The organism is Candidatus Nanopelagicus abundans (genome assembly GCF_002288305.1).
Taxonomy (GTDB): Bacteria; Actinomycetota; Actinomycetes; order Nanopelagicales; family Nanopelagicaceae; genus Nanopelagicus; species Nanopelagicus abundans.
In genome coordinates this window covers 378,260-400,103 of sequence record NZ_CP016779.1, presented here as the reverse complement: position 1 = coordinate 400,103, position 21,844 = coordinate 378,260, and the positions used below count along the sequence as shown (strand labels likewise).

Genomic DNA, 21,844 nt, shown 5'->3' with positions numbered 1-21,844 from the left:
AAATAAAATTAAATCAATTAAAAAGACCTCACCAGTTCATAAGAACCGGTGAGGTCTTTAATTTCTGCAGTTAATTAAATCTTAGCTGCATGAATCGCGGTACTGTGCCTTCTTACCAGCAGCAGTATCGATATTCTTCTTTGTCAAGATTGTGAAGCCAGTAGCAATCTTCTTTGCCTCAGGAGCTTTTCCTGCGATCGCTGCTACAGCTGCTTCAATACCCTTTGATCCGATTGTTCCTGGTTGTTGTGCGATAAGAGCTTGAACTGTTCCAGCCTTAAGCGCCTTAACCTGATCAGAACCTGCATCGAATCCAACAACTGTAACCTTGCCAGCTCTACCAGCTTGCTTGATTCCAGCTGCTACACCTTGTGCTGAGAATAGGTTAGTTGCAAATACTGCAACGATATCTCTGTTCTTAGCTAGTGCTGCAGTAACAATACGTTGTGCAACTGCAGGCTCATTGTTTGAGTACTGCACGCCAAGGTAGTTGAACTTCTTGTCAGCGTTTGCCTTATCAGCAAAGCCAAGTACGCGAGCATCTACAGAGCTAACTCCAGGAGATGTGCTTACTACAAGAACTTTTCCACCCTTTGGTTGTAATTGCTTAACAGCATCAAATGCTGCTTTTCCGCCGCCGTAGTTATCTGATGCAATCTCAGAAACTGCAGTTGATGGATCATCAATTGTGGTATCAACTAGAACAACCTTAATTCCGGCTGCAATTGCTGCCTCAATTGGCTTTTGCATAACTGTTTTATCATTAGCTGCAATCAGGATTGCCTGTGGCTTTGATGCAATTACGCTATCTAGCACTGGCTTTTGAACTGTTGCATCCCACTTTGCGCCACCTTGAGTTGTAACTACTGCGCCAGCTTTAGCAGCTGCCTCAGCAATACCGCAACCCATAGTGATGTAGAAAGCATCGCCTGCTACACCCTGAATGAACGTGATTTTTTCTCCTGCTGCGTTAGCAGATGATGCTCCTACTCCTGTGAAAACAAGAGCAACAGCAGATACTGCAGCAACCGCAGCTAACTTGCGATTCTTCTTCATTTATTCCCCTTCGCGTTTAAGTTGCTCTCTTTTGAAGAGCGTTTTTTTAGGCTTCTTCCGCCTCCTTCAGCAGCTGCGCGTCGAGCATTGTCGACGTATACAGCTGCAACCAAAAAGACTCCAACCACAACATTTTGCCAAAAAGGCACAACGCCGATGATGATGAAGCCAGTCTGGAGAACTATTGGTATTAGTAAGCCGATCATCGTACCGAACATGGAACCATACCCACCAAATAGGCTAGTTCCACCGATTACCACACCTGCGATAACCGTAAGGGCTGTATTAGATTGACCAGCAATTGTGGTCTGTTGATAAAGTGCAAGACTTAAGAATCCTGCTATTCCAGCACAAAAACCCATTAATGCATAAACCAAAACTAGGTGGCGATTAACGTTGATACCAACTCTGCGGCAACCTTCAATATTTGAACCAATTGCATAGGTTGTAAGACCAAACTTAGTTTTGTGTAACAAAATACCACCGAAAATTACGCAAACTAATGCGATCACACCAAGGGCAGGAATCTGGCCAATCACATTACCAAAACCAATTTTATCTACCATTACATCAGTTGCATCACTTAGATCAATTCCGCCGGTAGTTATCTGTGCAAGACCTAAGACGGTACTAAATGAACCTAGAGTCACAATAAATGCTGGCACATTAGCAACTGCAACTAACCAACCATTTATCGCGCCTAAAAGGGTAGCTAAGATAAGGCAAGCAAATAAACCAGCAATGGTTGATCCCCAGCCTTGACCACCGGATGCAACTATTGCCTTACAACCAATTACGCTACTAAAAACCAACATGCTTCCGATAGATAGATCAATACCAGCGGTAATAATCACAAATGTCATACCAATACCTAAGATGGCAAACATAGCAATGTTGATAAAGATGTTTCTAAGGTTAAAGAGGGTAAAAAATGTATCTGGTGCTAAAAGACTAAATATGGCAGTAATTACTACCAAAACCAACATGATCTGAGCGGTTTGAGTTTTGCGCAGTTTTTGCCAAAAACTTTGGCGCTCATCTAATAAACCAAAATCACTGACTGGATTGCCATTAATAGACATTATTTATTCACCTCATCTAATCGGCCAGTCATAGCTCCAACTAGCTCTTCAAGATTTGTGGCAGATGATTTGTAATCTGCAATTACCTTGCCGTGGCGCATAACCTGAATACGATCTGCGATCTCTAAAACCTCTGGCATTGAGTGGCTAATAAATACGATGCCAATACCTTTATCTCTAACACGCCTGACAAGATTTAAAACATTTTTCTTCTGCACAACACCCAGCGCTGCAGTTGGCTCATCAAAGAATAAAACTTTACTTGCCCAGGCAGCAGATCTAGCAACAGCAATACTTTGTCTCTGACCACCTGACATAGATCCAACACTTGCTTTAAGTGATCGAACAGTTGCGCCAAGATCACGGAATGCTTCTTCACTACCAGTACTCATCTGTTTGTTATTTAAGAAACCTAATTTTCCGAGCAATCCGCCACGAGAGATCTCTCTACCTAAGTACATATTTTGTACAGCATTTAAATGTGGACACAGCGCTAAATCTTGGAAAACAGTTTCAATACCAGCCTCACGCGCATCGGCTGGTGTATTAAAAGTTGCCACCTTGCCATCAATAATAATTTCGCCCATATCTGGTTGTTCAGTACCAGAGAGAATTCGAACCAGTGTGCTTTTACCGGCTCCGTTGTCACCAATTAACGCAGTTACCTCACCAGCTTTAACATTAAAATCACAACCGCGAAGTGCTTCAACTTGGCCATAGTGGCGAATAATTTTTTTCGCCTCAAGCACATAACTCATAGATTTATATTCCTATCTTTGAGGCAGTTGTAAGTAGTGGGTTTGGCTTATCGGGCGATCAAATTCAACAGTAACTGCCTAATTCGGTCAATATTTTTAGGCTAAAAACTGCAATCTTTATCCAAACGTTACTTTTGATCCCCCTGGACTAAAACGTGGTCAACTACCGGCGTTTTAGCAGGTGAGAACTTGATGTACTCATCAATTTTCTTTATCTTCTCAGCATCCCTCATTTCACCTCGAGTTATCAAACGTTTTTTTCTTAGCTCATCTGATATTACTACCCAGTAAAGAGTTGGATTTGAATCAAATTTTTTAATTGGCAAAGTTAATTCATCCCAAAGTGTTTGATCTTGCAACTGCTTTGAAAAAGGCGCAGCAATTACTACTGAGATATCTTTAGCTAATTCAAGTACTGCGCGATTAATTAAATCTGTGTAGCGGGTACTGGCATAATTTGCTAAAAACTTCTCACTACCTAGCGCTTCATACTCATCTTTATGAGCCTTTATAAACTCATTAAAATTATCATCAAAATCAATTATCTTAAGTTCTAACTCCTTAGCAATCTTTCTGGAGTAATAGCTCTTACCAGAGCCTGCTAAGCCAGCTACAAAATAAGCTTTTGCCAATTACTTTCCGCTTTCAAAGATAAAGTTTAAATCAAAGTCACGGCTATCACCCGGCTCAAGCATTGGCGAAGGACCAGCATGTGAGTCATCTGCCTCTCGTCCTTTAAGACCAGTAGTTGATGGCTCAAGGCCCTGCACATAAAGCGCCTCACAAGCATTTCGCCACTGCATAAAGTGTGGAAGTTGTTTTCCATCCCATTCAATTTTCATACTAAGTGGGCCACGTCCGGCTGCATTTTCATTTCGCATCTGTGCCCATTGCAAACCAGTAGGAGCGTTAAAGTCCCAAACTTGTTCAATATCTTTTGGTGTTGGCTCCGGCATAACAGATGGATCAGCACCCTTTGCTGAATCAATGCAACCTAACATCTCATTACATGAAGTTTTAAGTGTTGTCCCAGGTGCTAGAAATGGCCAACCTAAATTGATGTGATACAGCAATTGCACTGGCTCCTCGATATAGCCATCATTTTGAATTGAATCAGATAATTTAAATGTTGATTCTCCAAAGTTCATACTGATCTTGCGCGTAAGAACTAAATGCTCAGCAAAAGCGGCAGCTTGTCTAACCTTTGCCACCACCTCAATAGTTCCCTTATTCCAATTAACATCAACCTTTTCAAGTGTGGTTGGTGAGAGTGAGATAAAGCCGCCAGTAAATCTACGTTCTGCAGTTATTCCAGGATGTAAGTGACGATTCGGTGTGCTCTTAGGACCACCAACATGATCAATTCCAATAGTTGATAAAAATCCACCTTGCCATGTGCGCAGCCATCCCCAACCATCTGGCTCAATTGCAGAGGGTGTAAAGGTGTGAGCGTGGCGAAAGCCAGCTGGTGAAACCCATTGCGTTGGAATACCTTGATATAAAACTCTACCGATATCAAAACCGCGATCAACTAATACTTCAATTTCAATCTCACCATTTCTAATTCGAAGCATGCGCTGACCGCGCATATCACCATCTAATGCTTCAAATAACTCACATCCAAGTACTTGTTGTGGATGAGAGGTTAATTTTCTAAATTTTTCTCGATCACCGCTTACGCCAAAAAGTTTCATACCAATACCCTATCTTTCACGTTTAATAATTGGAAGTGTGATTTAAGGCTTTCACCGATTGCCTGTATATTTTAAGCATGAGCAGCGCAGATAAATCCGGTGAATATAAATTACGAGATCTAACTGGTGAGGTTTTAATTATCACTGGCGCCACCTCAGGTATTGGTAGGCAAACGGCTTATGCAGCAGTTGCTGCAGGTTGTAAGGTAGTTTTAAATGCAAGAACTAAAGAAAAACTAGCTGAGTTAGTAAAAGAGTTAGGTGATGAAAACGCCACCTACCTAGCCGGTGATTGCGCAGAGGCAGATGTAGCACGCGAGATAGCAGCAACTGCTCTTAAGAAATTTGGCAAAATTGACGCCGTAATCCCCAATGCTGGCATTGGAATGTATGGCTCAATTCTTGATTACAGTGATGAACAAATTACTTTGATGCTTCGAACAAATATAGATGCAACAATTCATATTATTAGAGCAGCCCTGCCTGCAATGATTAAGGCTGCAACTGGTGACATAGTTATTACCGCATCCGTTGCCGGCTTTCAAGCAGCTGCAAATCAAGCGATTTACTCAGGAACAAAACATGCCCAAGTTGGAATTGCAGCTGCCCTTGATCGAGAGCTGCGCGAGAAGGGCATAAGAGTTGCATTAGTTTGCCCGGCCGGAGTTGATACAGAGTTTGCAATGGGAACAGGACGTACTCCTGGAATGGAAAAACTTGCCACCTATCTGAGACCTGAAGATGTTGCCCAACAAATTCTTTATATCCTAAAACAACCAAAGACAGTTAGAACTTTTATCTGGACTCTTTGGTCGATGAATCAGCAGTCATAAATGCGCGCATTATTTATTGAACATGATCATGTCTCTAAGGGCGGCCCAATCTGGCGTGCCTTTGAAAAACATGGCTATGAGATTGAAAGATTTCTAGTTGTTCCTGAAAAAGATTACGCAGCGCCAAATATTGAGGCCGCTTTCCCAAACTTCTCTGACTTTGATGTGATTGTGCCAATGGGCGCCCCTTATGGAGCATATGAGGATGATCGAATTGGTAAGTGGCTGCTGCCAGAGTTAGCTAAGTTAAAAGCGGCTCATAATGATGGTATTCCTATCTTTGGTATTTGCTTTGGCGGTCAATTAATGGCGCGGGCATTAGGTGGCTCAGTTGCAAGAAGTCCGAAGGCAGAACTTGGTTGGCATGAGATTGAATCTGATGATAAAACTTTAATCCCCACTGGTCCCTGGTTTGAATACCACTGGGATAGATGGACACTACCTAAAGGCGCCCTTGAAATTGCTAGAACTGAGATTGCTAGCCAAGCATTTGTTATGGGTAGAACATTAGGTTTGCAGTTTCATCCTGAGATTGATCCAGAGGTTCTTGAAGAATGGCTAGCTATGGATGGTGGGTGCGCCGAAGTTGAGGGTGAAGGAGTTGTAGTTGATCAACTACGAGCACAGACTAAAAAAGAAAAAATTGCCTCAGATAAACGTGCCTTTGATTTAGTTAACACCTTCCTGCGCAGAGTAGCTACCTCTGATGTAGAAAAGGTTGATTAAAGTAAAGGGTTAAACTACTCCCATGTTAATTAGAGAGCTTGATTTAATTGGTAAAAAGTTAACCAAGGCTGAGTATAAAAAGCTAGTTCCAAGGGCTAATCACTCAATTGAATCTGCCATGGAGGAAATTGCGCCAATTCTAAAGCGGGTTAAAGATGGCGGACAAGCTGAGCTAATTAAATTAGCAACTGAATTTGATGGTGTTACACCTAAGTTTATTGCAATAAGCCCTGCTGAATTAAAAAATGCCTTAACCAAATTAGATCCGCAGATTAGAAAATCACTTGAAGTTGCAATAGAACAAGTTAAAAAATATCACCTAACTCAAGTACCAGCAGATACCTCAACTTCAGTGATTGCTGGCGGTAATATTGATCGAACATTTAGAGCAGTAGATCGCGTCGGTCTTTATGTGCCAGGTGGAATCGCTTCTTACCCAAGCTCGGTAATTATGAATGTCGTGCCCGCACAAATTGCCGGTGTTAGCAGTATTGCTCTCGCCTCACCACCACAAAAAGAAAATAATGGATTACCAAACTCAATAATCCTTGCAACCTGTGAACTACTTGGTATTAATGAGGTCTACGCCGTTGGCGGAGCGCAAGCGATTGCAATGTTTGCCTACGGTGTTAAGGATCTTTGTGAAAGTGTTGATTTAGTAACTGGGCCAGGTAATATTTATGTAGCAGCTGCCAAGCGATCACTGCGCGGCTTAATTGGGATTGACTCAGAGGCAGGTCCAACTGAGATTGCAGTATTAGCCGATGAGAGCGCAATCGCATCTGATGTGGCCGCTGATTTAATTAGCCAGGCAGAACATGATGAGATGGCAGCTGCGCTTTTAGTAACTGACTCTAAAGATTTAATTACTAAAGTTCACGCCCAACTTGAGATTCAACTTGGCAAAACTAAACATCAGGAAAGAATTAAAGCTGCGCTATCTGGGATGCAATCTGCAATAGTTTTAGTTGATTCAATTGATCAAGGCGTAGATGTCATTAATGCTTACGCCCCAGAGCACCTTGAGATTATTGTTAAAAACTCTAAGCAGGTATCAGCGAAGATAAGGAATGCGGGTGCAATATTTTTAGATCGCTTCTCCCCTGTTTCACTAGGTGATTACGCAGCTGGTTCAAATCATGTGCTTCCAACTGGTGGATGTGCCTGCCACTCAAGTGGGTTATCAGTAAATACATTTATGCGAAATATCTCTGTGATTACCTATGATCAGGCCGCCTTTAACAAGGTGGCAAATGATGTAATTACCTTGGCCAATGCTGAAGATCTGCCCGCTCACGGGGCGGCGATATCCATAAGATTTGAGAAATAGCGCCTTTGTGACTTGGGAGTAACTTAAAGTTGTTTTAAAATAACCCATGGCGAAAAACATAAATACCCAATCAACAGCACTGGCAAAATCTCAAGAGAAGCGATTTATTAAATCACTTGCTCGAATTGATATCACCTTATTTATTGTCGCAGCGATTATTTCACTCGACACTATTGCCACAATCGCAAAAGGTGGATCCCAATCATTATTTTGGGCAGTATTTGTAGCCCTTACTTTTTTAATTCCAATTTCTATGATTATGGCAGAGACTGGTTCTGCATTCGCAGAAGAGGGCGGCCTTTATCAATGGGTTAAATATGCCTACGGCAGATTACCTGCAGGAATTGCCTCAGTTTTATATTGGATCACCAACCCTCTTTGGCTAGGTGGCTCACTCTGTTTTATCGCATTTGATGCCTTCAGTGGTTACGTAATTGAGATAAAAGGTGGATCAATTGGTGAGTGGATCTTTAAATTAGCCTTTATCTGGACTGCAATTTATCTTGCGATTATCAACCTAAAGCTAGGTAAGAAGTTTATTGGCGCAGGTGCGATAGCTAAAGTAATTGTTATTAGCTCACTGGTTATCACAACTGCTATTTATGGAATAAAGAATGGTTTTCAACCATTTGATTTTGATGGTTTAACTCCAACACTGGGCGGCTTTATCGCAATAGCGCCAGTTATTCTCTTCTCATACGTTGGCTTTGAAGCACCAAACGCCGCCTCCGGTGAGATGTTTGATGCAAAGAAAGACACTGCTCCTGCTATTAGGCGCGGAAGTTTTATTGCAACTCTTGCTTATATTCTTCCTGTTCTTGCAATTATTTTAATTGTGCCAAATGATCAAGTTGAAGGATTAACTGGATTTCTAGGAGCAATTAAAGAGGTATACACAGTTTATGGTGGGGCTGCTGATTTCTTAGTTGGCCTAACTGCCTTGCTATTTATCTTTGGACTTCTCTCACTTGGAAGTGCCTGGATGATGGCAACAGATCGTATCCAAGCAATTGCAGCAGCTGATGGCGCTTTTTTCAGCGGTTGGTTTGGTGAGTTCAGCGCTAAGTTTGGAACACCAGTACGAGTAAACCTTTTATCAGGTGCTATGTCTTCCACATTTTTGATTGCTGCTATGACCTTAGTTAACGGAGATGCAGCCTCAATCTTTACTGTGGTTTTAGTATGCGCAATCTCAACCTTACTTGTTTCATACATCATCATCATTCCTTCAGTAATGAAGCTAAATCGCACAAGACGTGATGTTGTTCGCCCATATGAGGTGCCAGGTGGAGTTAGAGGATTCCAAGTAATTGGTTCAATCCTATTTTTCTATATCTGCATTGGCTCTATCGGGGTTGTATTCCCAGGAACACTTGAGTCAGTCTTTGGTATTGAGTATAACTTCCAAGAGATCTGGGGCATGGCAAGAGCTGATGTTCAACTATTTACTGCCGGCACAATGTTGGTAGTTATATTAATCAGCATTGCTGGTTATGTAGGAGGTAAGAAACTTAGAGAAGAGTTAGCTAACTCTAAGTAATCTGCATTAAAACAAAACTGGCGGGCTTTAATTAAAAAGCCCGCCAGTTTTTTTGCTTACTACTACTAATTATCCAAAGGTGTTACGTAAGCTCCTGAGATACCACCATCTACTAAGAAGTTAGCGGCAGTAATAAAGCTTGAATCATCAGAGGCTAAAAATGCAACAGCTCCTGCGATCTCACTAGCATCTGCAAATCTACCCATTGGAATATGAACAAGGCGGCGAGCTGCGCGCTCTTTATCTTTAGCAAATAACTCTTGCAGTAACGGAGTGTTAACTGGGCCAGGTGATAACGCATTCACACGAATACCTTCTCTTGCAAACTGCACACCAAGTTCGCGGCTCATAGCAAGTACGCCACCTTTAGATGCGGTGTATGCAATCTGTGATGTTGCAGCTCCCATTGTTGCCACAAAGGATGCGGTATTAATAATTGAACCTTTACCAGCCTTTTGCATATAAGGAATAACCGCTTTACAACATAGGAACACACTTGTTGTGTTCACCTTAAGTACTCGCTCCCAAGCATCAAGGCCAGTAATTAAAATTGAATCATCATCAGGCGGTGAAATACCAGCATTATTAAAAGCAATATCAATTCGGTTATATGTATCAAAGGCAACTTTATAAAGATTAGCTACAGCAGCCTCATTGGTGACATCACACTTAACAAATAGGCCGCCAACTTCTTTAGCTACTTTATTTCCACTTTCTTCATTTGTATCTGCAACGACAACCTTGGCGCCCTCTGCCGCTAAGCGAACGGCTGTGGCATAACCAATACCACTTCCTGCACCGGTAATAACTGCGACTCTGCCCTCTAGTCTTTTACTCATTACTTATCCCCTTTAGTTATTAGTTATCAGTTGCAATAAAAACATTTTTTACTTCAGTAAATGAATCTAGCGCATCAGGTCCTAGCTCACGTCCTAAGCCTGATTGCTTATATCCACCAAATGGCGTCCAGTAGCGAACGGATGAGTTTGAGTTAACTGAAAGATTTCCGCTTTCAACAGCCCTTGCTACCCGAATAGCTTTTCCTGAATTATTTGTCCAGATCGAGCCAGATAAACCAAACTCAGTGTCATTAGCTTTTTTAATAGCGTCCGCTTCATCATCAAATGTCATAACGGAAACAACTGGTCCAAAGATTTCTTCATTCCAAGACTTAGCCTTTGTATCCTTAGGAAGTAATACGGTTGGCGCCATCCAATATCCGGCCCCCGTTGGCGCACTTCCTGTAAAGGCAACTGGCTCATTCAAATAAGCCTGCACAGCATCTAATTGCTTCTTACTTATAAGCGGCCCCATCTCAGCTGTTGCAAGGGAAGGTTCTTCTACTCTAAATTTTTTAACCGCTGTCTCAAAGGCAGACATAAATTTATCAAAGGCGCTTTTTTCAACAAGTATTCGAGATCTCGCACAACAATCTTGTCCTGCGTTATCAAATACCGCCCCTGGCGCAGCCGCCGCAGCCTTTTCAATATCGCTATCTGCAAAAATAACATTGGCGCTCTTGCCACCTAATTCAAGTGTTACTCGCTTAACTTGATCAGCGCACCCTGCCATGATTCCCTTACCAACCTCGGTAGAGCCAGTAAATACAATTTTTCTAACCTTAGGATGAGTGACAAATCTATTTCCAACAATAGATCCCTTACCAACTATTACATTAAATACACCTTCTGGGATTCCAGCCTTAAGTGCTAACTCACCTAACCTAACTGCAGTGAGAGGCGTGTATTCAGCAGGTTTTAATACAACAGTATTTCCGGCAGCAAGGGCGGGTGCGAATCCCCAACCTGCAATTGGCATTGGAAAATTCCAAGGCACAATAACGCCAACTACGCCAAGTGGTTCCTTAAATGTAATATCAATACCATTTGCTACCGGAATTTGTCTTCCAAATAAACGCTCAGGAGCTGCTGAGTAGTAATTTAAAACATTAGCAACGTTATCGGCCTCCCATAAAGCATTTCCTATGGTGTGACCAGAGTTTGTTACCTCAAGTTTTGCTAACTCCTCACGATGATCACTTACTACTTGCGCAAATGCGCGCAGTAGTTTTGCGCGATCAGAGGGTGCTATTTTCTTCCAAGATTCAAATGCCTTAGCTGCTTTTTCAATTACCGCATCCGTCGCCGCTAAATCTGCTAGGTCAACCTTCTTAACACTTTGCTCGTTGGCAGGGTTAATTACTTCATACACAGCAGACATTTACTTATTAAAACCTTTCAAAGTTTCTAAATAACTCCCAGTCAGTTACCGCTTTGCCATAAGCATCTAATTCAACCTGAGCCATATTGGCGTAATGAGCTTGAACCTCACTACCAAATACCTCTTTTACCCAAGCAGAGCCCGCCCATAATGTTTGTGCTTCAAGCATGGTTGCTGGAACTCTTGGTGAATCTGAGTCATAGGCATTAGTTGTGTATGCAGGCTCTAACTTTAAGTTATTTTTAACACCATCAAGGCCTGCTGCAATAATTCCTGCAACGGCTAAGTATGGATTCACATCTCCACCTGGCACACGGTTTTCAAGGCGCAATGATTGTCCATGTCCAACTAGGCGCAGAGCACAGGTCCTGTTATCTCGTCCCCACCTAATTGCAGTTGGCGCAAAGCTGCCTGGCACATATCTCTTATAAGAATTAATGTTTGGCGCAAATAACAGTGAAAGCTCTCGAAGATGTTTAATTTGTCCTGCAATAAAGCTTCTACCAACATCAGATAAACCGTGCTCTTTATCTTTTTCATCGGCCATAACCATCTCATCCTTAAGACCTCTAAAGGAGAGGTGGATGTGGGATGAGTTACCCTCTTTTTGATTTGGCTTAGCCATAAATGTCAGCGCATACCCTGTTGCTGCTGCAATCTCTTTAGCACCATTCTTATAAATCACATGATTATCACAAGCATTTAAAGCATCAGAGTATTTAAAAGCGATCTCATGTTGACCAAAGTTGCACTCACCCTTTACCGACTCAACATTCATGCCAGCACCTGTCATACCTAATCTAATGGCGCGAAGTAATGGCTCAATGCGAGAACCACCAAGAATTGAATAATCAACATTGTATTGATTACTTGGAGTCAGATCCTTATAACCTTTAGTAAATGCTTGCTCATATGTGTTGTTATAAACCACAAACTCAAGCTCTGTTCCAACCATTGCCTTCATGCCAGCATCAGATAAAGCTTTAATCTGCTTCTTAAGTATCTGACGAGGTGAAGCAACAACGTCGCTGTGATCTAGCCACTGCACATCAGCCAGCATTAATGCTGCCCCATCCTGCCAAGGGATATAACGCAGAGTATTTGTATCAGGAATCATTGCAAGATCTGAGTAACCTTTTTCCCAAGAGCTCATCGCATAACCTGGCACGGTATTCATGTCCACATCAACTGCTAACAGGTAATTACAGCCTTCAGTGCCATGTTTTAAAACATCTGATAAAAAGTATTTGGCATCTAATCTTTTTCCAACCAGGCGTCCTTGCATATCAGTCATTGCCACAACAACTGTGTCGATCTTCTTATCTGCCACATCTTTGCGCAGCTGATCTATGGTTAGGGGGAACATGGGGATAAGGGTATTACAACTTCAGCTTTTTTGAAAATAAAAAAGGAACACCTTGCATTTAAAGGCAAGGTGTTCCTTTTAGTATTACTAGTGAAAAGAGTTCAGGTTAGACCGTAGTCTTTGGACCCTTAAACCACTTTTTAACTGATGCGTGCCACCAGAGCCAAAGCACAAGTAAACTTGTACCTACTAATATCGGTGCGTAGTTAACGAACTTGATATCAAAGCCCTCGTTACTTGGCCAGCCCATTGGTGTAGTTGGTAATATGAAGTAGAAACAGATAATAACTATCTCAACAACGGCAATTGGTGCCATCCACTTATATTTATTACCTAATGTCCAACTTCCTGGTTTGAATGCATCACCCATCCGCCAGCGCTGATAAATTGGAATTAAGAATGCAAGATATAGACCAATAACCGTAATTGATACCACTGCATAAAATGCAGTTGGTACAACAATTGGTGCATCAGCTGATCCGATGTTTACCTCAACTAATGCTGGCAATGTAATTGCAAGTGCTACTACAGCACATGCAATAACCGCATTTTTTGGCACCTTATTTTTATCAACCTTAGACCACATTTTTGATCCAGGTACTGCGCCATCACGACTAAATGCAAACATCATACGAGATGCGCTAGTTAATGCTGAGGTGCAGCAGAATAGCTGACCAAAGCTTGCGATTAATAAAACTAATCCAGCCCACTTAGCGCTTAATGCCTGCGCAAAGATAACTGCCACGCCGCCACCGCCGGCAGTGACTGCATCAGCATCTTGAACTGCATATAGAAATGACAGAAGCAAAATCCATCCACCAATTGCTGAGTAGAAAATTGCCTGCCACAAACCTTTAGCAGCAGCATGTTCAGCACCCTTTGTCTCCTCTGACATATGAGCACAAGCATCAAAGCCAGTAATTGTGTACTGAGTTAGTAGGAAGCCAAGAGGTAGAACATAGAACCAAAAGGCAGTTCCACTAGTTTCTCCACCAGCTAGCCCTGCTGAGTTATTAACTCGCATGCTAAACATGTCATAAACAGACATGTGATTTTCTGGAAGGATAATTAAGGCACCCACAATAAATGCAGCGCCGGCCACGTGCCACCACACTGAAATGTTATTTAGTGTTGCCATGAAATGTCCGCTACCAATGTTTAAGGCGGCGATAATTATCAAGATAACTAGGAACATTACAAATACTCTTCGTAATGAGTACCCTTCTGCCCAACCCTTACTAAATGAAGAAAAGGAGAGATCAAAGAAAGTAGCGCAACCATAAGCAACTGATGCCACGCAACCAAATAATCCAAGCAGATTTAGCCAGCCTGTATAGAAGCCAGCTTTGGCTCCACCCATCTTTGACGCCCACCAATAAATACCACCGCTAGTTGGATAAGCAGATACCAACTCGGACATACAAAAACCAATAATCAAAATAAATAGGGAGATCAGTGGCCAACCAATTGATATTGCAATCGGTCCACCGTTATTCCATGCTTGACCAAATGTGGTGAAGCATCCAGCCAGGATTGAGATGATCGAAAATGAGATCGCAAAGTTTGAGAACCCACTCCATGATCGATCTAGCTCCTGTTTATAGCCAAGTTCTGCGAGCTTTCGCTCGTCATTAGTCATTGACATATTTTCAGCACCCCTCTTTTAGTGGCTTTCTGTGAAAAGCCTTGCCCCTTTTCTACTCCTGTGACCCAGATTACGGAAGGGTATTCTGGGGCATTTCATGATTATTTTCTTTTTTTTCCTACCCCTTAGGCGTGTGCCTAATTGGTAGTTAAAGTAAGTCATGGCCATTTTGGCATTAGATCAAGGCACCTCAGCCACCAAGGCTTTAATAGTTGGCGATGATGGTCAAGTAATAGCTAGCGCCAGCGCCCCTCTAGAAATATCGCATAGCCAAGTCGGGGCTAGTACTGCAAAAGCTGAGGATATGTGGCAGTCAATCATCACAGCTGCAAAGGCTGCGATAGATAGCGATGGTTTTAAAAAAAGTAAACAAAAAATATCTGCAGTAGGGCTTGCAAATCAGGGTGAGTCAATTCTAGCCTGGGATAAAAAAACTGGGACAGCTTTATCTGAAGTAATAATCTGGCAAGACTCAAGAAGTAGTGAGTACTGCACAAAGCGTCAGGATAAATCTGATTTGGTACTTAGCAAAAGTGGACTAGCAATTGATCCATACTTTGTAGCGCCAAAGATTCTTTGGTTGAAAGAGTTTCTGCCTAATCTTTCTAGTCAAGCTGTGATTACAACTACGGACACCTGGCTAATTAGTCGCCTTACTGGCGCTTATGTGACAGATCGCGCAACCGCTAGCCGCACTCTGCTATTTGATCTACACACTAAGGATTGGAGTCAAGAGTTAGCAAATATTTGGCAGTTAGATATAGCTAATCTACCTACGCTAATTAATAATAATCAGATAATCGGTGAGATTAATCATCCAGATCTTTTGTTTTTAAAGAATATCCCCTTGGCCGCAGCCATTGTTGACCAACCTGCTGCATTACTGGCTGAGGAATGTTTTACCCAGGGTAGTGCAAAGTGCACCTTTGGTACTGGGGCATTTTTATTAGTAAATATTGGTGATAAACCAAAGATATCTAAAAACGGCTTAGCCACCTCACTAGCTTGGCAAATTAATTTAAAATCAACCGTAAGTTCTGCTTATTACTTAGATGGACAAGTTTTCACTGCAGCAACTGCAATTGCTTGGTTGGTAGATAATCAATTTATTACAAATGCTAATCAAATTGACTCTCTTCCCGATGCTGACTCGGTAATTACCGCACCCGGCTTTGCTGGCTATGGCGCCCCCCTTTGGAAGCCAAATGCAAAAGCCGCCATTGCAGGTCTTGGACTACACCACACTAAAAGTCATATTGCCAGATCAGTTGTAAATGGTATTGCAGCCCAAGTGGCGGATTTATTAACAGCAATTACTCAAGATGGCGTGAGTGTGAGCACGCTTAAAGTTGATGGTGGACTAACTCAGTCAAATACTTTGATGCAAATGGTGGCAGATCTAGCACAGATAGATGTTGAGTTATATCCCCACCCTGATGCAACTGCAATTGGGGTAGCAAATCTTGCCACACTTGCAATTAATCCAACGCTAACTCTTGCTGATTTAAAACCTGCGAGTAAAGGTGCTAAAAACTTCTCACCTAAATGGAGCACTGATCAAGCAAATAATTACCTGAAGCAGTGGCGCAAACTACAATTAGTAACATCAGATCTAACCTAAATTGGAGATAGCCTTACGTGGTGAACAAAAAGTATGATCTAGCAATTATTGGCGCCGGTGTTATCGGCTGCGCAATTGCTAGGGAAGCTGCTAAGTATAATTTAACAACAGTTTTAATTGATGCCGCATCTGATGTTGGTGAGGGAACTTCAAAAGCTAATACTGCAATTTTACATACTGGCTTTGATATGACTCCAGGATCATTAGAATCAAAATTAGTCTCATCTGGTTACCATCTGCTTTATAAATACGCTACTGATCACAATATTGCGGTTGAAAAATTAGGTGGCTTACTTGTCGCCTGGAGTGATGAGCAGTTAGAGAATCTGCCAAAGTTAAAACAAAAAGCTATCGAAAATGGCTACTTAGAGTGTGAAATTATTACTCCAGCACAGCTATATGAATTAGAGCCAAATTTAGGCCAGGGCGCACTTGGCGCACTTACTGTGCCAGGCGAATGGATTATTGATCCTTGGAATCCAATTGTTGCCTATGCAACCCAGGCAAAATTAGCAGGGGTTGAAATCTCCTTAAATACCAAGGTAGTTGATATCAAAAACACCGATTCAAGTTTTAATATTACTACCAGTAATACTATTACTAACCAGAGCGAGATAATCTGCACCTCCTACCTAATTAATTCAGCTGGGCTATATGCCGATGAAATCGATAATCTTCTTGGTATTAAAAACTTCACAATTACGCCAAGACGAGGTGAATTAATAGTCTTTGATAAGTTAGCTAGAACTTTAATAAATCATGTTATTTTGCCGGTGCCATCTGCGATGGGCAAAGGGGTATTAATCTCACCTACTGTTTTTGGCAACATCATGCTTGGCCCAACTGCTGAAAACCTAGATGATAAAACCGCTACTGGGTCTAGCAATATAGGCCTTAAATCCCTGATGGAAAAGGGAGCAAAGATTGCACCTAAGTTACTAGATGAGGAGATAACAGCTACCTATGCCGGGCTTCGCTCCGCTACAGAAAGTAGTGATTATCAGATCAAATTGCATCCAAATAATTATCTTACCGTTGGTGGAATTAGATCAACTGGACTAACGGCATCTCTTGCTATTGCGGAGTATGTATTTGAGTTACTAACTAAAAGTGGTTTACAACTTGGCAATAAAAAACAATTAGCAGATATTAAAATGAATAATATTGGTGAGGCATCTCTTAGGCCATATCAAGATGAACAAAAGATTGCTGCAAATAGTGATTATGGCAAAGTTATTTGTCACTGTGAAAAGTCCACCTACCAAGAAATAGTCGATGCACTCACTTCAACTCTGCCACCAGCTACCTTAGGTGGCTTAGGCAGGCGAACTAGAGCAGGTATTGGCAGATGTGCCGGCTTTTATTGTCACTCTGAGCTAAGAAAATTACTGGAAAAGTAAGGTGAAACAAACAAAGGTTGATGTCTTAATCATTGGCGCAGGCCCAGCAGGTCTTGCCGCTGCCATCGAGTTAAAGAAGCAAGGCATTAATACAGTCCGAGTAGTTGAAAGAGAAAATGTTGCTGGCGGTGTGCCTAGGCATTCATTTCATCCTGGCTATGGCGTAAGGGATTTAAAAAGATTTATCTCAGGTCCTAAGTATGCAAATACTTATATTAAAAAAGCATTATCGGCCGGAGTTGAGATAAATACCAACACCACAGCCACAAATTGGATTTCTGATTACACATTGCAACTAACATCCCCAGCTGGCCTGGAAGCGGTGAGCGCAAAATCAATCATTCTGGCAACCGGTGCTAGAGAGCGAAGTAGATCAAATCGAGTAGTTGCTGGAAAGCGTCCAGCTGGTATTTACACCACTGGAGCACTACAACAGGCAACATATCTAGAGAATTTAAGTATTGGTAGTAAAGCAGTAGTCGTTGGTACAGAACATGTTAGTTTCTCGGCAATTATCACCTTAGCTCATGCTGGCGTTAAGTGTGTTGCTGTAATTACTGATAAAAGAAAACATGAGACTGTGCCAGTACTGCCACGGCTATTACAACTTTGGTATCGATTTAGGTTGATTAAATCTGCCCAAATTATTGAAGTGTTAGGTGATAAAACAGTTACTGGTATCAGAATTGAGATAGCTGGTAGGCAGTCTGTGATTAATTGTGACACTATCGTATTTACAGGTGATTGGATCCCAGACCATGAGCTAGCTAGAAAAGCTGGCTTTGAGATGGATAAAAAGTATAAATCACCGATTACAAATAGTGATGGGCAGTTAGCAAAACCTATGATTTACGCTGTTGGTAATTTAGTTTTACCAATAAAAGCAGCAGATAAATGTGCAAAAGATGCTAGAAAGATTGCTAAGGTGATCGCAAAGAAATTAAAGTAGAGATAGCCTTAGCCTTAATATGTGCCGCCTACTTGGTTACACCGCCCCCACCGCCACCACCTTCACTGATGTTGTCGGTGCTAACTTTGATGAGTTTATAAACCTATCTACTGATCACTGTGATGGTTGGGGTATTGCAACTACCCAAAACAAGAAGGCCTCTTTATATAAAGAGCCAGTTGCTGCTAATAAGAGCGCTCATTTAAAAGAGGAGCTAGCAACTCATAAATCAAATGCAGCACTTCTTCACCTTAGGTGGGCCACAGAGGGCATGGCTGTTAATGAGAACAACACCCATCCCTTCACATATGAAGACATTACTTTTATCCATAACGGCTCTATCTCACCTTTTAATTGTCTTGATCCTCTAATAGATAAGAAGTACCTAGAGTTAGCAAAAGGAAACACAGACTCAGAGCGTTACTTCCTCTACCTACTAACCCAGATAGAAAAACATGGCTTTATCGAAGGTGTTAAGGCAGGCCTTACATATATCAAGGCTAACTGCGCATTCTCATCCATAAACATGATGATTATTAACGAGACAACTTTTATGGCAGCTTGCATATATAACCAAGATAAAATCCCACAAAAGTTTAAAGACGATACTGATTACTACCACCTTAAATACACCAAACGTGATGGCCAGGTTGTGGTGGCCTCATCCGGTTGGAATCAAGATGGGTGGGATGAAATCCCGAATGGGAATGTGTTGGTGGTGGGGAGGGTTGCGGGGAAGGAGAAGTTGGAAGTTTTGAATAACTTACTGATCTAGTAATCACCGTGCCTAAGAGTTCAGCCACTCCCTAGCACTCAGGCACTACCATTATCGCTATGAATCGCATCTTAGCTGCCACTAGATATGCAGTCGTTGTTCCAGCCATTGCCTCAATCCTTGGCGCACTCTTGCTTATGGTGCAGGGCTCAATTGAGATGATTCAGGTAATTATCGATGCTGCTTTAAATGGCACAAAGTTAAAAATAACTATTGTTGATGTTTTAACTGCAGTCGATGCCATATTACTTGGCACAGTATTACTAGTTATTGGTTATGGCCTATATGAGCTATTTATTGATGAGGATCTTAAAGTGCCGGTGTGGCTGCAGGTTCATGACCTTGATGATTTAAAGTCAAAGTTAATTGGCGTAGTTGTTGCAATTATTGCGGTGATCTTTGTTGGAGTATTTGTTGATATCAATCGTTCCCAAGATGTGATCGCCTTTGGCGTTGGCGCCGGGGCTCTTGTAACTGGCCTTGCCGTCTTTGCCTTTGCCACAAAGAAGGATCCATCTATGAAGGTTTCTCGCAAAGACTTTGGAAGTAAAAAGCTTTAACTCTTAATTAGATAAAGAACTAATCAATCGCACTTGCTCAGATAAGAAAAGGTAATAGGTAAGTACTACTTAAAACTCTTACCAAGATCCTTTGAGATCAATATTTTATCCCCGGCTGCTACTAAAAGCATGCTCTCTGATGTACTAATTGCTCCAATACTCTTATCAAAGGTAGAAAGGGTGGCCCATGAGGCTGCGCCATTGGTACTTAGATATAAATTATTTCCACTCACTGCATAAAGGCGCTTACCAACTAACTCAATAGCTGAGAAAGCTAACTTACTTTTAATTACTTTCTCACTCTTAAATGCGTCTGTGCTTTTATATATCTGCCCTTTTTTAAGACCAAAGGCTAAGCCAGCCTTACTAGAATCAATTGCAATATCACCGTAAGTATTCACTCCTTGATTAGACCAACTCTTACCTAGATTTGCTGAGTACATCAGATCACCCTTACCTGAATCCACCCCATACATATCTGTCTTACCCACCTCTAGCATGTGAAAATCAACCTCACCTTTTAAACTCACCTGCTTCCAAGTAACACCATTATCAGCAGATGAGAGCACACCAACTGGTTGGGCAAACTTTGAATTAACTCCTGGGTGACCACTGGCAAAAAGTGTGCTTTGGTTTGTGGCCAGGCCCATCACATCAAAGCTATCTGGCTTAATTTTTACAACCTTTGTCGGGGAAAAGTATTGATATAAACCTTCATGGGTGCCAAGAAAAATTTTATTTTGATGCACTCTTATATTATGAATATGGCTTAACTCCCCTAAGGAGGCGGCTGTGGCACTTTGTAGATTTATAAATGAGAAAATTACTGTTAGTGATAATAACTTGCACATTACTGAGTTACTTTTTCCCATAAGAGAATTCTCTCAGATGCGCCTACCTTTGAAAATTAATCAGCGCCAATATAACCTGTGGTCACCATCACTTTTCACTGATTTCACAGCAAATGGTTATAAATCTTTACGCCTATTTAATCCATCTATGACCTACCTCATTACCAACTACTAACTCCCATGGCAGATCTTGGCCTGCGGGTAATTTAAAATTCGTTTGCTCTTAATCACACTAACAATCAATGAGATCTAAATGAAGGTACTACGTAAAGGCTCAATCGCAGCACTTGCTGCTGTTTTATTATTAACACTCTCAGCATGTAGCAGCGATGAGGCAACTGAGTCAGCACCTGCTGAAGAGGCAGTTGTTACAAACACAATCGTTGATGTTGCTGTTGGCAACCCAGATTTCTCTACATTAGTAGCAGCCCTAACAGCTGCTGATCTAGTAACCACACTGCAAGGTGCTGGTCCATTCACAGTATTTGCACCAACTAATGAAGCATTTGCAGCCCTACCAGCTGGTGTTCTTGATGCACTTCTCCTTCCTGAGAACGTAGCAACTCTGGCAAAGATCCTTACCTACCATGTTGTCTCAGGTATGGTCATGGCAGCAGATGTTAAAGATGGCGATGTTGCAACAGTTGAAGGTTCAACTGTAAAGCTCTCCACAATGGGTGGCGTAACTGTGAACAAGGCAAAGGTAGTTATCGCCGATGTAATGGCAGATAATGGCGTAATCCATGCCATCGACGCAGTAATCCTGCCAAAGGATGTAAAGGTTTCATCACTTCTTAAGAAGTAAAAAAGAAGTAAATAAACAAAAGAAGTAAAAGAAGAAAGCCACTCCTGAAAAAGGGGTGGCTTTCTTAATGAGTAGTTAGTTAGGCTCTATTAACTCTTAGTTATATGTAGGACCCTTAGAAGGTGTGAGTACTAAAACCAAGTTATATATTGGAACTAAGATAAACCAACCACTTTTGCCAACATCATGCATTCTTCTAACTGCAACTGCAATGGTTGGAATTAGCGTAATAAGTGATACTAAGTTGCCACCTAAGTCACCAAAGGCTACTTGAGCAATTACTGAGGCAATGCTTGTGCCTAGGATGAAGTACCAGTACTGGGATCTAGTTGAGACACCAGAGAAATCTGCAAACCTATTAAAGCCATCTTTTAAAGCATCGATCATAAGCATTACTTTGTTTTCCATAGCGTAAATATAGACCCACTCACTGTCAGTGGCTATATATATTCTTTTAGTTATGAAGGTGAAACTAATCTGCCCAGATTGTGGCAGCTTTGAGGTGAAAAAGATTGCCTATGGCTTTCCTGATTTTGATAACTTTGACTTTGATCGCTTTGAGGTTGGTGGCTGCTGTGTTACAGGCCGGGACCCAATATATAAGTGTGTTAAGTGTGAGAGTAGTTGGTAGAT

General features: G+C 41.7%; 22 protein-coding genes. 11 read left to right on the top strand and 11 right to left on the bottom strand.

Going from position 1 to position 21,844, the window contains the following annotated elements; genetic code table 11:
- Positions 1-81: 81 nt before the first annotated feature.
- The 5 genes from B1sIIB91_RS02125 to B1sIIB91_RS02105 all read right to left on the bottom strand — a co-directional run bounded on the left by B1sIIB91_RS02125 (position 82) and on the right by B1sIIB91_RS02105 (position 4,590).
- Positions 82-1,056: an ABC transporter substrate-binding protein gene (locus B1sIIB91_RS02125; RefSeq protein ID WP_095687991.1), complete on the bottom strand. Its 975-nt coding sequence runs from the start codon at positions 1,054-1,056 to the stop codon at positions 82-84.
- Positions 1,053-2,138 (bottom strand): ABC transporter permease, encoded by a 1,086-nt coding sequence (locus tag B1sIIB91_RS02120; RefSeq protein WP_095687990.1) that lies wholly within the window; start codon positions 2,136-2,138, stop codon positions 1,053-1,055. Before B1sIIB91_RS02120 ends, B1sIIB91_RS02125 begins: the two co-directional genes overlap by 4 nt.
- Positions 2,138-2,896, bottom strand: a complete 759-nt coding sequence (locus B1sIIB91_RS02115; protein WP_095687989.1) for an ATP-binding cassette domain-containing protein — start codon at positions 2,894-2,896, stop codon at positions 2,138-2,140. Before B1sIIB91_RS02115 ends, B1sIIB91_RS02120 begins: the two co-directional genes overlap by 1 nt.
- Before the next feature lie 128 nt (positions 2,897-3,024).
- Positions 3,025-3,528, bottom strand: coding sequence for a P-loop nucleotide/nucleoside kinase family protein (locus B1sIIB91_RS02110; protein WP_095687988.1), 504 nt, complete (start codon positions 3,526-3,528; stop codon positions 3,025-3,027).
- Positions 3,529-4,590: a DUF4432 family protein gene (locus B1sIIB91_RS02105; protein WP_095687987.1), complete on the bottom strand. Its 1,062-nt coding sequence runs from the start codon at positions 4,588-4,590 to the stop codon at positions 3,529-3,531. It lies immediately after the preceding gene.
- A 77-nt stretch (positions 4,591-4,667) separates the two neighbouring features.
- Between B1sIIB91_RS02105 and B1sIIB91_RS02100 the strand changes: the two genes are divergently transcribed.
- Genes B1sIIB91_RS02100 through B1sIIB91_RS02085 form a run of 4 tightly spaced genes read left to right on the top strand, consistent with a single transcriptional unit; the run spans position 4,668 to position 9,019 of the window.
- Positions 4,668-5,423 carry an SDR family oxidoreductase gene (locus B1sIIB91_RS02100; RefSeq protein WP_095687986.1) on the top strand — a complete coding sequence of 252 codons (756 nt, stop codon included), beginning with the start codon at positions 4,668-4,670 and terminating at the stop codon, positions 5,421-5,423.
- Positions 5,424-6,149 carry a type 1 glutamine amidotransferase gene (locus tag B1sIIB91_RS02095; protein ID WP_095687985.1) on the top strand — a complete coding sequence of 242 codons (726 nt, stop codon included), beginning with the start codon at positions 5,424-5,426 and terminating at the stop codon, positions 6,147-6,149.
- Between the two features lie 22 nt (positions 6,150-6,171).
- On the top strand, positions 6,172-7,479 hold the full coding sequence (hisD, locus tag B1sIIB91_RS02090; RefSeq protein ID WP_095687984.1) for a histidinol dehydrogenase: 1,308 nt from the start codon (positions 6,172-6,174) through the stop codon (positions 7,477-7,479).
- Positions 7,480-7,525: 46 nt separating this feature from the next.
- Positions 7,526-9,019 carry an APC family permease gene (locus B1sIIB91_RS02085; RefSeq protein ID WP_095687983.1) on the top strand — a complete coding sequence of 498 codons (1,494 nt, stop codon included), beginning with the start codon at positions 7,526-7,528 and terminating at the stop codon, positions 9,017-9,019.
- Between the two features lie 65 nt (positions 9,020-9,084).
- Here the strand turns inward: B1sIIB91_RS02085 and B1sIIB91_RS02080 are convergent, their stop codons facing one another.
- From B1sIIB91_RS02080 to B1sIIB91_RS02065, 4 genes are all read right to left on the bottom strand, one after another.
- Positions 9,085-9,858: a 3-oxoacyl-ACP reductase gene (locus B1sIIB91_RS02080; RefSeq protein WP_095687982.1), complete on the bottom strand. Its 774-nt coding sequence runs from the start codon at positions 9,856-9,858 to the stop codon at positions 9,085-9,087.
- Positions 9,859-9,877: 19 nt separating this feature from the next.
- Positions 9,878-11,239 carry an aldehyde dehydrogenase family protein gene (locus tag B1sIIB91_RS02075; protein ID WP_095687981.1) on the bottom strand — a complete coding sequence of 454 codons (1,362 nt, stop codon included), beginning with the start codon at positions 11,237-11,239 and terminating at the stop codon, positions 9,878-9,880.
- Positions 11,240-11,246: 7 nt separating this feature from the next.
- Positions 11,247-12,605, bottom strand: coding sequence for a glutamine synthetase family protein (locus tag B1sIIB91_RS02070; RefSeq protein ID WP_095687980.1), 1,359 nt, complete (start codon positions 12,603-12,605; stop codon positions 11,247-11,249).
- A 106-nt stretch (positions 12,606-12,711) separates the two neighbouring features.
- On the bottom strand, positions 12,712-14,250 hold the full coding sequence (locus tag B1sIIB91_RS02065) for an amino acid permease (RefSeq protein WP_095687979.1): 1,539 nt from the start codon (positions 14,248-14,250) through the stop codon (positions 12,712-12,714).
- 160 nt (positions 14,251-14,410) lie between these two features.
- Here B1sIIB91_RS02065 and B1sIIB91_RS02060 point away from each other — a divergent pair, with 160 nt between their 5' ends.
- The 5 genes from B1sIIB91_RS02060 to B1sIIB91_RS02040 are packed head-to-tail and all read left to right on the top strand — an operon-like array spanning position 14,411 to position 19,555.
- A complete protein-coding gene (locus B1sIIB91_RS02060) occupies positions 14,411-15,871 on the top strand; it encodes an FGGY family carbohydrate kinase (protein ID WP_095687978.1) in 1,461 nt (486 codons plus the stop codon).
- Positions 15,872-15,891: 20 nt separating this feature from the next.
- The gene (locus tag B1sIIB91_RS02055) at positions 15,892-17,271 is read left to right on the top strand and encodes an NAD(P)/FAD-dependent oxidoreductase (RefSeq protein ID WP_223298613.1); all 1,380 of its coding nucleotides are present in this window, start codon (positions 15,892-15,894) and stop codon (positions 17,269-17,271) included.
- A gap of 1 nt (position 17,272) precedes the next feature.
- A complete protein-coding gene (locus B1sIIB91_RS02050) occupies positions 17,273-18,220 on the top strand; it encodes an FAD-dependent oxidoreductase (protein WP_095687976.1) in 948 nt (315 codons plus the stop codon).
- Between the two features lie 19 nt (positions 18,221-18,239).
- Entirely contained in the window at positions 18,240-18,995 is a 756-nt protein-coding gene (locus tag B1sIIB91_RS02045) for a class II glutamine amidotransferase (RefSeq protein WP_095687975.1), read from the top strand.
- A gap of 59 nt (positions 18,996-19,054) precedes the next feature.
- Positions 19,055-19,555, top strand: a complete 501-nt coding sequence (locus B1sIIB91_RS02040; RefSeq protein WP_095687974.1) for a YqhA family protein — start codon at positions 19,055-19,057, stop codon at positions 19,553-19,555.
- Between the two features lie 65 nt (positions 19,556-19,620).
- On the opposite strand, the gene B1sIIB91_RS02035 is transcribed toward B1sIIB91_RS02040, so the two are convergent.
- Positions 19,621-20,427, bottom strand: a complete 807-nt coding sequence (locus B1sIIB91_RS02035) for a beta propeller repeat protein (RefSeq protein WP_095687973.1) — start codon at positions 20,425-20,427, stop codon at positions 19,621-19,623.
- Positions 20,428-20,659: 232 nt separating this feature from the next.
- Between B1sIIB91_RS02035 and B1sIIB91_RS02030 the strand changes: the two genes are divergently transcribed.
- Complete coding sequence (locus B1sIIB91_RS02030; protein ID WP_095687972.1) at positions 20,660-21,211, top strand: fasciclin domain-containing protein; 552 nt, start codon at positions 20,660-20,662, stop codon at positions 21,209-21,211.
- Positions 21,212-21,307: 96 nt separating this feature from the next.
- Here B1sIIB91_RS02030 and B1sIIB91_RS02025 read toward each other — a convergent pair whose 3' ends face one another.
- Complete coding sequence (locus B1sIIB91_RS02025; RefSeq protein ID WP_095687971.1) at positions 21,308-21,619, bottom strand: DUF805 domain-containing protein; 312 nt, start codon at positions 21,617-21,619, stop codon at positions 21,308-21,310.
- A 52-nt stretch (positions 21,620-21,671) separates the two neighbouring features.
- Here B1sIIB91_RS02025 and B1sIIB91_RS06045 point away from each other — a divergent pair, with 52 nt between their 5' ends.
- Complete coding sequence (locus tag B1sIIB91_RS06045) at positions 21,672-21,842, top strand: hypothetical protein (protein WP_018227064.1); 171 nt, start codon at positions 21,672-21,674, stop codon at positions 21,840-21,842.
- Positions 21,843-21,844: the final 2 nt, after the last annotated feature.